This is a genomic window from Streptomyces sp. HM190 (genome assembly GCF_009857135.1).
GTDB lineage: Bacteria > Actinomycetota > Actinomycetes > Streptomycetales > Streptomycetaceae > Streptomyces > Streptomyces heilongjiangensis.
The window spans coordinates 7705396-7719314 of record NZ_CP047318.1 but is presented as its reverse complement, the minus strand read 5'-3'; the positions used below and the strand labels follow the sequence as shown (position 1 = coordinate 7719314).

Sequence of the window (13919 nt, the reverse complement as noted above, 5' to 3'; positions counted from 1 at the left end):
GCGGGGAGCGCCGCGTGAGGCGCCGGCTGAAGGACCCCGTGCTGCGCCCCGTGCGGCTGCCGTTCACGGACATCCTCCGGCTGGGGCTGCTCGGCATCCGCACCCGCGGTCCACGCGCAGCCCTGTCCGCGCTCGGCATCTCCCTCGGCATCGCGACCCTCGTCGTCGTGACCGCCGTACCCGCCTCCAGTCAGCGGGCCCTGATGGACCGGCTGTCCGCGCTCGGTACCGACATGCTGCGCGTGGCCCCACCGGCGGACAGCGACCCCCCGGTGGTCCTGCCGGCGAACGCGGACGCCATGGCCGCCCGCATCGGACCGGTGACCAGCGCCAGCGCCGTGGCCAACACCCATGAGACGGTGCTGCGTTCCGATCGCGCCGACCCGTCCGACGCCTCGGGCATCAGCGTTCTCGCCGCGCGGACCGACCTCCTCAGGTCGGTCCACGGCCGGGTCCGCTCGGGCTCGTTCCTCTCACCCACCACCGGGCGGTTCCCGACCGTGGTCCTGGGTTCCCGGGCCGCCGCCCGACTCGGGTACGACCGGGTCCGGCCGGACGGGCAGACGGGGCAGGTCCACATCGGCGGCCGATGGTTCGCCGTCATCGGCATTCTCGACCCGCTGCCGCTCGCCCCCGACCTGGACGCGTCCGTCCTGGTCGGCTGGGAAGCCGCCCGCGACCAGCTCGGGTTCGACGGCCGTCCCACCGTCGTCTACGTCACGGCCCGCGAGTCGCGGATCGAGGCGGTGCGCGCGGTGCTGCCCGCGACGGTCCACCCGCAACTGCCGGGGCTGGTCCAGGTCAGCCGCCCGTCGGACGCCCTGGCCGCCAAGCGCGCCACCCAGCAGACCCTGTCGGTGCTGCTCCTCGGGCTGGCGGGCGTCGCGCTCCTCGTCGGTGGCGTGGGCGTGGCGAACACCATGGTCGTCTCGGTGCTGGAGCGGCGCCGCGAGATCGGTCTGCGCCGCGCGCTGGGCGCCAGCCGCCGTCAGATCAGAGGGCAGTTCATGGCGGAGTCGGTGGCCTTGTCCGCGCTGGGCGGCTGCGCGGGAACCGCGCTCGGCGCGGCGGTGGCCGCCGGGTACGCCGTGTCCCAGTCCTGGCCCGTGGTGTTCCCTCGCCTCGCCCTGGTCGCGGGTGTCCTCGCCGCCGTCGTCGTCGGCGTGGCCGCGGGCCTGTACCCCGCCGCGCGGGCGTCCCGGTTGCCTCCGACGGAGGCGCTGGCGGCGGCCTGAGGCCAGGGGCACCCAGGCGAGGGCCCGGGCGGATCGACGGGGTGGACGGCCCGGGCGGCCTGGGCGGCCTGGGCGGCCTGGGCGGCCTCCAAGAAGATCCGGTGCGCCTCGGACGCCGAACCAAGACTCGGAGCCGACCATGTCATCGACTACGCCCGGGAAGACTTCGCGGACGGATCCCGCCGGTACGACCTCGTCCTCGACATCGCGGGCAACCCCTCGCTGAGGCGGCTGAGGCGAGCCCTCCGGCCCCGAGGGACCGCCGTGTTCGTCGGGGGCGAGGACGCAGGTGCGCTCACCGGCATGGGAAGGCAGCTGCGGGGTGTGCTGCTCTCCGTCTCCCTCAGGCAGCGCCTCGCGCTGCTGGTCGCCGAGGAACGCGCCGCCGACTATGCCCGGCTCACCGGGTTGATCGAGGCCGGCCGGCTCGTCCCCAGCATCGACCTGGTCCATCCGCCCGAGGACGCCCCGCTCGCCGTGCGGGAGCTCGCGGCGGGGAGCGTCCGCGGCAGGATCGCCATCACCGTGGACCGATGACAGGCCCGGCGCAGCGGTCCGGCCGCCGCACGCGCACGGACACGGACACGGGCACGGACACGGACACGGACACGGATCGGCCGATCCGGAAGACCGCACCACTGGTCGATCGGTACGGCGCCCCGGGCCGGCCCACGCGCCGCGCCCCTCGGGGGCACCGCGAGCACCGGGTCGTCCTCGGCGGCGTCATGGAACTGGTCACCGCCTTCGCCCGTGTGGCGACCGCCCTCGCCCTCCACCCGGTGACCCGGCGGGTCAGCAGGACCGCGGCGCTCGGGTCCGTCTCCTCCCGCGCGGTCGAAGCGGGTCTCATCCTCGTCGGCGTCGTCGGCGTCCTGTCGGTCGTCACTCTCCGTCAGGACCTCGGCGGCGGCACCGACGCACCGGCCGGCCTGACCACCATCGCCCAGGCCCTGGTCGACGTCCGCGACTGGACCTTCCTCTTCGGCCCGGGGATCATGTCCGCGATCAACGCCCTGTTCCCCGGAACGGTGCTGTACCGCGCCGGTCTGGTCCCCCGCCCGCTTCCCGTCCTCGGGTTCATCGGCGTACCGCTCATGGTGACGAAGTGCATGGTGGTCGCCTTCGGCGGCATGGACGACCTCTCCGTCGTCGGCCTGCTGCTCACCCTCCCCATCGCGGCCTGGGAGTTCGGGCTCGGCCTCTGGCTGACGTTCAAGGGCTTCCGTCCCTCGCCCGTCCTGAACCGTGACTCGGCGCCGGCCTGAAGCCGGGCCTCCGGCCCCGGCGCCCCCTCGCAGCAAGTGAACCGACGAACGAGGTGCCCGGACCGGGCCCCCGAGGGGTCCGGGCCGGGCACCTGCCCGTGCTCAGGTGAACGGGATGGTGAGGACGGAGCCCGTGCCGACCTGGAGGGTGGACGGGCCGTTGCCCAGTGCGCTCCAGACCTCCACACGGACGGTGCCGCCGACCAGGTCGCCCAGGGTGCCCGAGGCGGAGTGCAGTCCCTGCCGTGCCGAGGAGTACTCCTCCCATCCGGGGACCGGGTCCGTGGCGAAGTAGCGGAAGGTCTCGACACGGTCGAACGTGCCGTCGCCGGTCAGGTCGTACGACACCCGGGCCTGCTGGGCGTACCCGACGGCGCCACCGGCGTCCACCTTGAACGTGAAGGCCGTACCGGTGCCCGGCTCGACCGTGCCCTTGACGTTCTTCACCTCGTAGACGAGCGGGTTCCTCGGTGTGCCGTCGTTGTTCGTGCCGCCGGCCGACGGGATGGTGTCGGAGGAGGCCGCCGCGGCCTCCCGGGGGTCGAGTCCGCCGCCCGACCGCAGGTGGAAGGTGTCGCCCGTGACGTACGGCGGAGGTGCGTCACCCGTGGTGGTGACGGTCACGGTGTCGCTGGGCGGACCGACCTGGCCGGCGGTGTCGCGGGCCCTCACTCGGTAGGAGTACTCGGTGCCGGGGCTCAGCGCGGTGTCGGTGTACGTCGTCCCGGTGACCGTGGCGACCTTCGTGCCGCCGCGCAGGACGTCGTAGTTCCTGATGCCCTTGTCGTCGGCCGCGGCCTCCCAGGTGAGCTTGACGGAGGTGTCGGTGACGTCGGTCGGGAGCGGGGTGCCGGGCGCGGAGGGTTTCTCGTCGCCCGGCGGCGGTTCCTCGCCGCCGGCGGCGCCGCAGAGGGTCCCGAGCCGGGTGTCGTCGCCCGCTCCGGACGCGGTCGACCTGGCCGGGACGTTGAGCACGCCGCCGTCGGAGAAGATCACCGAGCACTCCTCGGCACCGTAGTTGTGGGCGGCGTAGGTCGTGGTGTCGTCCTTGTCGAAGGCGACGGCCGTCGGCGTGTTGGCCGTGACGGTCATGTCGGGTGCGCCGACGGCGTTCATGGTGGCGACCCAGTGGTAGGTGTGGGCCTTGGTCTCGCCGGCCTCGGGGACGTAGCCGCCGTTCCACTGGTCCCAGTACTGCATGGCCCTGCCCGGATCGTAGAGCGCCTGGACCTGCCAGAAGATGTCCTTCCACTCGACGGCCGGACCGCCGTTCTCCTCCTCCATCTCCGTCACGCTGCGGCGGAGCATCTCCTTCTCGCGCGCCAGGTGCAGCGAACCGCCGGTCATGGGAAGGAAGTTGATGCCGTGGATCTCCTCGGGGTTCGCCGTCCACCAGGTGGCGTAGGCGCCGCCGCTGCTCCACACCATGCCGACGACATCATGGGTGAAGTCCTCGGGGTGGACCTGCTGGTCGGCGTCGAACCAGTACTGCGCGATCGCCTCCGACTCGGTCGTCAGCATGTAGACGCCCTGGTCGCGCAGCGCCTTGTCGCCCGTGGCCGCGCCCCACATGATCAGGCCGGCGCTGAGGTTGACCGACTCCGAGGACGACTCCTGGTTGTTGCCCGCGGCGAACGCCTCGTGGCCGGCGGCCCAGCTGTGTCCGGCGTACGCGTCGAAGCCGCGCAGGAAAGGGTACTTGGTGTCGTCCCTGGCCGGGTTGGCGGCGTCCTTGACGAGTTCCTTCACCATGCCGCCCCACTCGGAGTCGGCGGCCCACCCGGGGTCGTACTGCGCCACGATCGCCGCGGCCATCACGTAGTAGGAGTAGTGGAAGTGGTGGTCGTTCAGCTCCTGGTCGCTGCCGTAGGAGGCGGGGTAGCCGATGAGGGTGCGCCAGTCCTTGTCGTAGGAGAACTCGGACGGGCCGCCGACGGTGAACCACTCCTGCATACGGGACTTGATGAGCTGGAGAAGCTTGTCGCGGTCGGCCGTGTCGCCGATCTGGTCGGCGATCGGCACGAGTTGGGCGAGCTTGCCGAGGGCCTTGCCGGTCCAGTAGGTGTCGATGGCGCCGCTGAACGGGTCGCCCTGGGTCAGCACGTCGTCGATGTACGTCCTGAGCTTGGTCTTGTCGACGCCCGCGGCGCTCGGCAGGCCGGGCAGCACGCCGTTCACCTTCTGCGTGGTGGTGAACGACGTGCCCTCGCGGACCTTCATCTCACCGCGCGAGGAGACGTAGCGGTAGTCGGTCAGCGGGTCGGAGGTGTGCAGCCACTGGTGGCGGTACAGGGCCTGGAGGGTGCCGGTCTCCTCGCCCTCCTTCGCCTCGGTGGTCAGCGAGTAGGTGGCCCTGACCTCGCCGTCGCCCTCCCGGTAGTCCCAGTCGACCTTGGAGCCGGTGACGAAGCTGAAGGCGTACTTCCGGTAGTCGGCGAGCGCCTCCTTGCTCGGCAGGACCGCCAGGGAGAAGTAGTCCTCGGAGCCGAGGTCGGCGCGCATCTCGTTGCCGGAGACCGTCCAGTCGCTGCCGCTCGGGGCGAACAACGCGTAGTGGTGGCCGGAGATGGTGATGCCGAGGACGTTGCCCTGGTCGGCGAAGACGGTCGGCGGGGCCGCGGCGCTGATCCGTGCCGCGCCGCCGGTGCCCTCCGCGTACACGTACGGCGAGCCGTGGCCGATGGTCGCCCGCAGGGTGCGCGCGGAGTCCTTCCAGTAGGGGGTGACGGTCCAGTCGCTCCACCCGTCCGCCTTGGCGTCGGGCGAGTTGAGGCCCGCGAGGCCGAGGGTCAGGTCGGCCTTGTGCGAGAACTCGTACTGCCTTCCCCCACCGACGATCTGATGGTCCGTCGGGTACCCGACCTCCAGCCCCGCTGACACCGCCTTGTAGGTGAGCGGGTGGCCGTACATGTTCTCCGACCACGGATTGGCGGCGAACCGCTGGAAGACCAGCGAGGACCACCAGTCGTTCGTCGGCACGGGCTTGTCCGCCATGGCGGGTGTGACCTTGGGCTTGACCGGCCGGCCACCACTGTCGGTGGGGCCCTGCGTCCCGGCCGGACGAACGTCGCTGTAACTTCCCCTGCCCACCTCGACGGTGGCGGCGGCAGCGACGCCGCCACCGATGGTGCCCACCAGACCAGCGGCGGCAGTGGTGACCGCCGACACCAGCGCAAGACGTCTACGGAATCTCATGCGCGACCCTTCTGAGAGCGCTCTCAAGACGCGGGTCAACGTAGGATCGCGACCACGGACGGTCAAGAGTTCGAGCAGGGATCAGTGCGGGGCCGCGGCGGCCGGCGACGTCCTGCCCCCCGGAGGCTTGTCGCCCACCGCCCCTCTCCTCCGCCCGGCGCCGGTGCCGTCGGCGGCGAGAGCCCGAGGTCGGCGGGCGTCCGCGCGGGGGCGGCGGTCTCGCCTCTCAGCCGCCGCGGCGCACACGCGCCGCCTTCCGGGCCTCCGCCAGCCTGCGGGCCTCGCCGGCCTTGCGGGACGTGCCTCCGGTGCCGCGGGAGGCGCCCTTGGCCGTGCCGAGGCCGCGGAAGGGGGCGTTGGTGTTCTTCGGCCGAGGCGCCGCCGGCCCGCCGTCGAGAGGGATCCCCGAGGGAGCCTTGGCACCGGTGATCCGGCTCAGTTCCGCCTCGCCGGAGCGCACCTTCGTGACGGTCGCCTCGACGCCGGCCTCGGCCAGCACACGGCTCACCTCGCGGCGTCCGCCCGCCGAGACGAGCGTGACCACGCTGCCGGAGCCGCCGGCGCGCGCGGTGCGGCCCGCGCGGTGCACATAGTCCTTGGGGTCGGTGGGCGGGTCGACGTTGACGACGAGATCGAGGTCGTCGACGTGCAGGCCGCGGGCCGCGACGTCGGTCGCCACCAGACAGGTGAGGTGGCCGTCCTTGAACTGCGCCAGGGTCCGGGTGCGCTGCGGCTGGGACTTGCCGCTGTGCAGGGCCCCGGCGTGCACCCCGCCGGCCCGCAGATGCCGGGTGAGCTGGTCCACGGCGTGCTTGGTGTCGAGGAACAGCAGTACGCGGCCGTCGCGGGCGGCGATCTCCGTGGTGACGGCGTAGCGGTCGGGGCCGTGGACGACCAGGACGTGGTGCCGCATCGTCGTGACCGCGCCCGCGGACGGGTCGACCGAGTGGACGGCGGGATCGCGGAGGTGGCGGCGGACCAGTTGGTCGACGTCGCCGTCGAGGGTGGCCGAGAACAGCATGCGCTGGCCGTCGGGGGCCACCTGGTCGAGGGCGTCGACGACCTGCGGCAGGAATCCCAGGTCGCACATCTGGTCGGCCTCGTCGAGCACGGTGACCCTCACCCGTCCCAGGCGGCAGCCCTTGCGTTCGATCAGGTCGTGCAGGCGTCCGGGGGTGGCGACGACCACCTCGGCCCCCTGGCGCAGCGCGGCGATCTGCCGGCCGATCGACACACCGCCGACGACCGTGGCCATCCGCAGCCGCAGCGCCTCGGCGTACGGGGTCAGCGCCTCGGTGATCTGCTGGGCCAGCTCGCGGGTGGGCGTGAGGATCAGCGCGAGGGGCTGCTTCGGTTCGGCGCGCCGCCCGGCCGTCCGGGTCAGCAGGGGCAGCCCGAAGGCGAGCGTCTTGCCCGATCCGGTGCGTCCGCGGCCCAGGACGTCGCGGCCCGCCAGGGCGTCGGGCAGGGTGGCTGCCTGGATGGGGAAGGGTTCGCGCACGCCGCGGGCGTCCAGCGTCCGCAGCACCGGCGCGGGCAGCCCCAGACCGGCGAAGGAGACGGCCGCGGGCTGCCGCGGAGGAGCCTCGGCTTCGCGTCCGGGACCGGACCCGGGCTCGGCGCAGCCGCCGTGCGTCGCGCCGGATTCGTCGGGATGCTTCATGGGCTGCCTTCCGCAGAGACCGTACCGAGGAAGGCCCGGCAGGATCGGCCGGCCCGCGCACCCGAGGACGCCGGACCGGCACGCGGAACCGCCCACCGCGACAACCACGCAAAAGCGTGACGGTACCACGGGCACCCGACACGGACGCGCCGCCCGCCCCCTCGACACCGTGCGGGCGGAGCACGGGGCAGCTCCACCCGCCTCCCCCGGTCCGGGGAGGATCGCCGCTCCCCCACGCGAGGGTGCCCGACCGGGGAGGCCCGGCCGGGCACCGTTCAGGCACGTCGTTTCGGAGCGGGCCGGTCAGCGCTGGAGGGTGAGGAGACCCGGCCGGTACGGCAGTTCGTTGTAGGGGCCGCCCGCGTTGGGCGCCTTGCCCTGGTAGAGGAACTGGAGGTTGCAGGGGTCGACGGTCATGGTCTGGTCGGGGTTGTTGCGGACCAGGTCGCCGTGGCTGATGTCGTTGGTCCAGGTGGCGCCGCTGTTGGCCTTGCCGGCGAAGGGCCTGCTCTCGCTGGCGGCCTGCGGGGTCCACGATCCGCTCAGGCTGGAGGCCGTGAAGGAGCGGAAGTAGCGCCCGTTGGCCCCCATGGCCTCGACGATCATGAGGTACTGGTTCTGGTCCTGGAGCTTGTAGACCTGGGGCGCCTCGAACAGGTTGGCCTGCGTGTCGCTCATGATCGTCGTGTACGAGGAACCGAAGTTGCCGGGGAAGTTCCCGATCGGCATGCTCGCCCGGTAGATCTTGCCGTTGTCACCGGCGAAGAACAGGTACATGTTCTGGCCGTCACCGATCAGCGTCTGGTCGATCGGACCGGTGCCGGAGCCGGAGATGCTTCCGGTGAACAGCGGTTGCGGCGCGGACCAGCCGTTGGGGTTGGTGGGGTCGCTCGACGTGCGGTAGATGAACGGCCAGGCGCCCCACTGGTACGCGAGCACCCAGACCTTCTTGGGGGCGAAGTAGAACAGCGTGGGCGCCACCGTGGACTGGCTCATGGCGTTCTGGCGGGTCGACCCCATGTCCGACCAGTTGGTGAACGGGGTGAACATCATCGAGCCCCAGTTGGTCCCGTAGTTCGTCCCGTAGACCAGGTGCTTGCCGTTGTACGTCACGTTCGTGAAGTCCTTCAGCGAGCGCCACCCGTTCGACGGCTGCGCCAGCGGACCCGACGACGTCCATCGGTAGGTCGAGGGGAGGGAACAGGCGCTGGTGGCCGCCTGGGCCGGGTTGGCGACGAGCGTCCCCGCCATCGCGGCCAGGGCCGCCGCCGTGGAGGCGAGCATCACGGACATGCGTTTGCGGCTGAGCGTTACTTTGCGCATGACGACCTCTTGACTGTTGAGCAAGCGGCTCCGGTCGGCCCCGTGGGAGGGGGTCCGGACTGTCGATGTGCTGCGGTGCGTGGCGGCCCCTGGGCCCCGGGCCACCCCTGCGGTGTCACGGCCCCACGAGGTGCCGTGGTGCGGGCCCGCCGCCCGTCATCCCCCGCGCGACCTCCCCGCGCGCCCACTCCCGATCGACGCGGAGAGGGCCGGTGCGAGGGCGGCCGACTGGGCGTAGCGAGGGAGCGAATGTCGTGCCCATGACATACACACCATCGGCCGACTCCTCACGGCTCGTCTGCTTCGGCGGACCTGCTCCCGGAGACCTCCCGCTCCACGGAAGGGAGCACCCGGGCTGTTCGAGATTTCGACCAGCAGGCGAAGTCTCGATCAATCTGGATGATAGGGAGCCGGGACGCAGCGTCAATACTTCTCGCAAGATTCGACCGCGACATCGAAACGTTTCGAATCGGGGCCCGTGCCGACCGGTGGGGTCAGGTGCCGGTCCTGGCCGCGTCGACCGCCGCCCTCACGGTGGGGTACACATGCCTCAGCTCCGCCCCCGCGCCCGCGGTCCGCAGCACGTCCCTCACCTGCCCCACGTCGCGCGCCAGCAGCAGACGGACTCCGCGGGAGTCCAGTTCCTCGGTCAGCCCGTCGAGCATGCGCACCGCGCTGACGTCGACGAAGGGGACCGTCTCGGCGTCGATCACGACGGCCGTCGCCCCCTCCCGGGCCGCGGCCCTTCGCACGGCGGACTCGATCCGTTCGGCGTTGGCGAAGTAGATGCCCGCCTCGACGCGCAGCACCACCAGGCCCGGAATGCCCCGGCTGTCCGGGTGTCTGTCGAGCGAGGCGAAGTGTCCGTTCCCGGGCAGCCGGCCCAGTTCGCTGATGAGGGGGCGCGAGGAACGGTAGAGCAGCAGGAGCAGCGAGGCACCGACGCCGATGAAGAGGCCGGGCAGCGTGTCGAAGACCATCACCCCCAGCATGGCGGCGAGAGCGGCGACGAAGTCGGGCCGCGCGGCGACGCCGTACGCCTCGCCGAGCCTGCGGGTGAAGACCCGGTAGAAGGAGACCAGCGAGGAGATGTCGACCAGGTCGATCACCGCCGCGATCACCACAGCCGCGAGTACCGCCTCGGGGAGCTTCTCGAACAGGCCGGTGAGGAAGAGCAGGGTGACCAGGGTGAGGGCGGCGACGACGAGCCCGGAGAGCTGGGTGCGCGCGCCCGCCGACGCGTTGACGGCGGTCTTGGAGAGGCTGCCGTTGACGACCATGCCGCTGGACAGGCCCGCACCGAGGCCGGCGGCCCCGAGCCCGATCAGCTCGCGGTCGGCGTCGACCTCGTAGTGGTCGCGGGCGGCGTAGGTCTTCGCCGCGCCGAGTCCTTCGACGAAGGCGACCAGCAGCACGCCGACGCTCCCGGCGGCGAGGGCGCCGAGGTCGTCCAGCGAGACGTCGGGGAAGCCGAAGGAGGGCAGGCCGCTCGCGATGCCGCCGACGACGTCGACGCCGTGGTCCTCCAGGTCGAAGGCCGCGGCCACGGCGATGCCCAGGGCCACCGCGAGGAGCGAGCCGGGGACGACCGGGGCGACCCGCTTGAGCACGAGGATCACGGCGAGACTGCCGGCGCCGACGAGGACGGTGAGGCCGCTGGTGTCCGAGAGGTCCGCGAACAGGGCCCCGATCCTCTCGAAGAAGTTCCCCGGCCCGCCCTCGACACCGAACAGCTTCGGCAACTGGCCCGCGATGATGGTCAGTGCCAGGCCGACGATGAATCCCTTCAGGACCGGCGCGGAGATGAAAACCGGCGAGGAAACCGAGGCGCAGCACTCCGGCGAGGAGCGCCGCGGCGCCCACCGTGAGGGCGAGCGCCGCCGTCATCGCCGTGAAGTGCGCCGGCGAACCTCCGGCGACGTCACCGACGATCGCCGCCGAGAGCGCCGCCGTGGCCGCCATCGGGCCGACCACCAGGTGCCGGGAGCTGCCGAAGGCGGCGTAGAGGATCAGGGCGGCGGGCGCCGCGTAGAGGCCGACCACGGGCGACACGCCGGCGATGGTCGCGTACGCGAGCGCCTCGGGCACCAGCACCGCCCACACGGTCGCCCCGGCCAGCGCGTCGCGGCCCAGCCACTGCCGCCGGTAACCCCGCAGTGAGGGGAACAGCCATCGCACGTGCGCCCTCACGAGGAGAGGCCGCCGATGGCGTCGCCCACCAGCTTCGCGGCGAAGATCAGGCAGATCACCGCCATGATCACCGTGTTGTTGCGCTCCATCCAGATCTTGAGGCCGTCGAGGATGTGCTTCGAGCGCTCCCTGAGGGCGAAGTAGAGCACGAGCGGCGTTCCGGGTCCGAGCGACCCGAGCACCACGTAGACGGCCAGTGCCACGGCCTGGGTTCCGGCGGAGGTGTCCGTGCGCGCGATCGCCGACGCCGCGGCGATCGAGAGCAGCAGGTTCTTCGGGTTGACGGCGGACAGCGCCGTCCCGACCGCCAGCGCCTTGACCGGCGTGAACGAGTCGACCGTCTTCATCCACTTCGGCAACGTCACCTCCTCGTCGCCGCGCGGCCGGCCGCGCCACTCCTTCACCGCCACCCACAGCAGCAGCACCCCGAGCGCCAGGTCGAGCGCGCTGACCCAGTCGGCCGGCTGACCCTGCTCGCCGGGACCGGCGCCGCCGGAGACCAGCAGCACGATCGTGCCGACGAGGGCGAGGCCCAGGGCCCAGCCCAGGAGCATGGCCGGGCCGTTGGTACGCGCCCTGGGCGTGGCGAGCATCAGCACCACACCGACGATGGGGAACGCGCTCAGCGCCACGGCGACGCCGTAGGGCAGAATCTGACCGATCGCCTCGCCCACGGCCGCCTACCTCACGCCGGTTCGATCTCGCCCGGCCGCCAGCTCTTGTCGAACCAGCTGTCGAGCGGGCCGTAGAGCCGGAGGATCGTGAACCAGCCCTTGCCGGGGACGGTCCGGACCCAGTTGCCCTCCCTGCCCTCCGGTGCGGTCGGGCCGAAGTGGAGGACCGTGTCGCCGTTGTCCTCGGACCGGACGGCCTCCGAGAGGCTGTTCACGCTCGGGTACACCGCGTCGGTGCGCAGCAGGGAACGGGTCTGGGGGTCGTAGACGTTGACGGCCCAGAAGTTCTTCGCCGGGATGCCGCTCGGCAGCCTGAGCGTGTAGGCGCGCCCACCGTCGAGCCAGGCGCCGGTGGAGTCCTCCGCCGTGTAGGCGTACTGCGATCCGACCCCGACGGCCGCCGCCGCCATCGCCGGCGAGGTGCCCGCCCCGACGTAGTGGAACACCGCCCGCGCGTCCAGCAGCCGGGCGCCCTCCGCCGACAGGAACTCGTAACTGCGCGACGGCCAGGGGTTCTTCCACGACGAGCTGCCGGGGTAGTGGTAGAAGGCCGGGTCGCGCGGCTTGAAGGCCAGCGTCCGTACGATGCCCGACGCGATTCTCGCGGCGGTGTCGAGGATCGAGCGCATCCGGTCGTCCGGCCGGAACGGCTTGCCGGGCACGATGCCGATCGCGGCGAGCTGTCCCGCCCGCTCGGGGTCGAGCGCCTCCGGGGGCTCCCCCTGCACGAGGGTGTCGATCTCCTCGTAGAAGGAGAAGTCGTTGGCGTGGACGGTGTTGAAGTCCGACTCCGCGAAGTTGACGAAGCGCTGCTCGGGCGGGTCCGCGGCGGCGGAGAGCGGATAGATGCGCGCCCGGAGAATGCCCTCCTCACCGCCCAGGGCACGCATCAGCACCCAGGAGGAGTAGGTCTTCGGCCGTACGACGAGGTATCCGTCGGGGACGTCGCCGTCGTGGCCCGGGGGCAGGAAGAGGTACTTGCCTCCCTCTCCCCCGTCCCGTCCGGCCAAGCCCATGTCGGTGACGTAGTGCTGCCACAGGTCGTTGACGAAGCACAGCGAGTTCGGCGGCGACTCGATGACGGTGGGGCCGTCCTGGTCGAGCGCCAGGCAGGCCATCCCGTACGTCGTCTCCGTGTTCGCCGTGAGGACCAGCGGTGCCGAGCCGCAGCGCGGGGCGGTGAAGCCGATGGTGCGGGAGTCGATGCCGAGGCCGGCGAGGCCGCGCCGCATGGCCACCATCGAGGCACCGGGCACGCAGTTGAGGAACACCTCGATCCCGCGCAGCAGGTCCAGGACGTCGTAGCTGCGGGTGACCGTGTCGGGCAGCGGCAGGCCGTCGAAGAAGTCCATCTCGCCGAAGACCGTCTCCAAACGGTCCGGGAGGCTGATGGAGGCCAGGGTCTCGGCGGACGTGCCAGGGCTGGCGCCTTCGCTCACTTGGGTCATTCGGGTTCCTCTCCATCGGACCGTTCCTTGAGCACGGTCTTCCAGTCGTTCTTCACGCTGACCGTCGTCCAGCCCTCCCGCCCCGCGGTCGCGCGTGCCCGCTCCGCCCCCTCGGTGTACGCGTACTCCCGCACGTCGTCGTCGTGCACGACGAGGAGAGCGAACCGGGCGGACGCCAGGAGTTCGGCGTCCACGTCGTCGTTGCCGGCCGCGAAGCGCGGCAGGCGGCCGGTGCGGGCGAGGACGTATTCGGGCTTTCCGGGCCCGATCGCGACGGGTCCGTGCAGGGCCGCCCGGCGGACCGGTTCGCCGTCCCGCCAGACGAACTCCGGGGCCGAGCCGATGACGTTCTCCCGGGGCAGGCCCCAGGTGTCCTCGCAGATCACCCGCATGAAGTCACGTCCGCCGCCCGAGCAGACGAACACCCGCCAGCCGTGGACCCTGAGGTAGTCGAAGAGTTCCAGCATCGGCTGGTAGACCAGTCCGGTCGCGGGCAGGCCGAAGCGTTCGTGGCGCCAGGTGGCCAGGTAGCGTGCGGCTTCGGCCTCGTAGGCGTCGAGGGTGGTGCCTTCCCAGGCCGCGCCGATGGCCTGCACCATCGACGTCACGGCGTCGGCGTCCTGGACCTCCAGCGCGTGGAGGAACGACTCGTCCCGGGCGGCGATGGCGCGGTAGGGCCACGTGTCGGCCAGCGACGGGTCCGCCTTCATCCGCGCGGCCAGTTTCTCCAGGATGAACGCCGTCTGCACCGGGGCGGGCTTCTCGACCCAGAGAGTTCCGTCGTTGTCGAACACGGCGACCCGGTCCCTCGGCGGGACGTAGCCCGGCGACTCCTCCGTGGCGGCGGACGTCACGAACGCGACGATCGCCCGCTTCGCGGCGCCGTCGTTCCAGCTCTCCAGGGAACTCGTGTGCATGGTCACCTC

At 71.8% G+C, this 13919-nt stretch carries 9 protein-coding genes and 2 pseudogenes; 3 read left to right on the top strand and 8 right to left on the bottom strand.

Features of this window, described 5'->3' with window-relative positions:
* The first annotated feature begins 14 nt into the window (after positions 1-14).
* The 3 genes from GSY65_RS33035 (at position 15) to GSY65_RS33025 (ending at position 2500) form a co-directional block, all read left to right on the top strand.
* Complete coding sequence (locus GSY65_RS33035) at positions 15-1235, top strand: ABC transporter permease (RefSeq protein WP_236580163.1); 1221 nt, start codon at positions 15-17, stop codon at positions 1233-1235.
* A 96-nt stretch (positions 1236-1331) separates the two neighbouring features.
* A complete protein-coding gene (locus GSY65_RS33030; protein WP_159776672.1) occupies positions 1332-1772 on the top strand; it encodes a zinc-binding dehydrogenase in 441 nt (146 codons plus the stop codon).
* A complete protein-coding gene (locus GSY65_RS33025; RefSeq protein WP_159775404.1) occupies positions 1769-2500 on the top strand; it encodes a DUF4386 domain-containing protein in 732 nt (243 codons plus the stop codon). The genes GSY65_RS33030 and GSY65_RS33025 overlap by 4 nt, the downstream gene beginning before the upstream one ends.
* Positions 2501-2602: 102 nt before the next feature.
* On the opposite strand, the gene GSY65_RS33020 is transcribed toward GSY65_RS33025, so the two are convergent.
* From GSY65_RS33020 to GSY65_RS32990, 8 genes and pseudogenes are all read right to left on the bottom strand, one after another.
* Positions 2603-5695 (bottom strand): glycosyl hydrolase, encoded by a 3093-nt coding sequence (locus tag GSY65_RS33020; RefSeq protein WP_159775402.1) that lies wholly within the window; start codon positions 5693-5695, stop codon positions 2603-2605.
* Between the two features lie 226 nt (positions 5696-5921).
* Positions 5922-7358, bottom strand: a complete 1437-nt coding sequence (locus tag GSY65_RS33015; RefSeq protein WP_159775400.1) for a DEAD/DEAH box helicase — start codon at positions 7356-7358, stop codon at positions 5922-5924.
* Positions 7359-7661: 303 nt separating this feature from the next.
* A pseudogene (locus tag GSY65_RS33010) lies at positions 7662-8561 on the bottom strand (non-reducing end alpha-L-arabinofuranosidase family hydrolase); the annotation flags it as partial.
* Positions 8562-9175: 614 nt separating this feature from the next.
* On the bottom strand, positions 9176-10486 hold the full coding sequence (locus tag GSY65_RS34420; protein ID WP_268978266.1) for a SulP family inorganic anion transporter: 1311 nt from the start codon (positions 10484-10486) through the stop codon (positions 9176-9178).
* A gap of 64 nt (positions 10487-10550) precedes the next feature.
* Positions 10551-10769: pseudogene (locus GSY65_RS34805) on the bottom strand (SulP family inorganic anion transporter); the annotation flags it as partial.
* A 98-nt stretch (positions 10770-10867) separates the two neighbouring features.
* On the bottom strand, positions 10868-11545 hold the full coding sequence (locus GSY65_RS33000; RefSeq protein WP_159775398.1) for a GAP family protein: 678 nt from the start codon (positions 11543-11545) through the stop codon (positions 10868-10870).
* Between the two features lie 11 nt (positions 11546-11556).
* The gene (locus tag GSY65_RS32995; protein ID WP_201452747.1) at positions 11557-12993 is read right to left on the bottom strand and encodes a DUF1254 domain-containing protein; all 1437 of its coding nucleotides are present in this window, start codon (positions 12991-12993) and stop codon (positions 11557-11559) included.
* Complete coding sequence (locus GSY65_RS32990) at positions 12990-13910, bottom strand: HAD family hydrolase (RefSeq protein ID WP_159775396.1); 921 nt, start codon at positions 13908-13910, stop codon at positions 12990-12992. The genes GSY65_RS32995 and GSY65_RS32990 overlap by 4 nt, the downstream gene beginning before the upstream one ends.
* Positions 13911-13919: the final 9 nt, after the last annotated feature.